Source organism: Phyllobacterium sp. GQ127 (assembly GCF_059758635.1).
Genome location: NZ_JCAXDZ010000027.1, coordinates 1 through 680 on the forward strand (window position 1 = coordinate 1; position 680 = coordinate 680).

General features: G+C 61.0%; 1 protein-coding gene. It reads left to right on the top strand.

Annotated elements, in window-relative coordinates; all coding sequences use genetic code 11:
* On the top strand, positions 1 to 680 hold a 680-nt coding region (locus tag AC6CHM_RS25105), incomplete at both ends, for an ABC transporter permease (protein WP_498176068.1).

Here is a 680-nt window from a genome sequence, read left to right on the forward strand (position 1 = left end):
TTCGAGATCCTCGGCTGGATTTTTGTCGGCAGTTCGTTCCTGGGCAACCAGCAGCGTCTGTCGATCATCATCCTGCAGGTTTCGGTGATCGGCATCCTTGCCGTTGGGGTGACCCATGTCATTATCACCGGTGGTATCGACCTTTCATCGGGCTCGGTGGTGGGACTTGCGGCCATGGTCGCAGCCTCGCTGGCGCAAAGCTCGGTGGACACGCGCGCGCTTTATCCTGCACTGACCGATCTTTTGCCGATATGGCCGGTCCTGGCCGGTCTCCTCGTCGGTCTGCTGGCCGGCTGGATCAGCGGACTTTTGATCGCCAAGACCGCCATTCCTCCCTTCATCGCCACCCTTGGCATGATGGTGTGCGCCAGAGGCGTCGCCAAATGGTATACGCTCGGGCAGCCGATCGGCCTCTTGACCCCGGAATTCACCTGGCTCGGCAAGAGCTTCATCATTCTCGGTCTGCCTGTGCCCTTGCCCGTGCTCATCTTCCTCGGGGTCGCCGTGCTGTCGCATATCGCACTCGGCTATACCCGCTATGGCAAATACACCTATGCAATCGGCTCCAATCCCCAGGCGGCCCGCGTGTCCGGTATCAATATCGGCGCCCATCTCATCAAGGTCTATGCCGTCGCCGGACTGCTGTCTGGCCTGGCCGGAGTGATGACGGCAGCACGCGC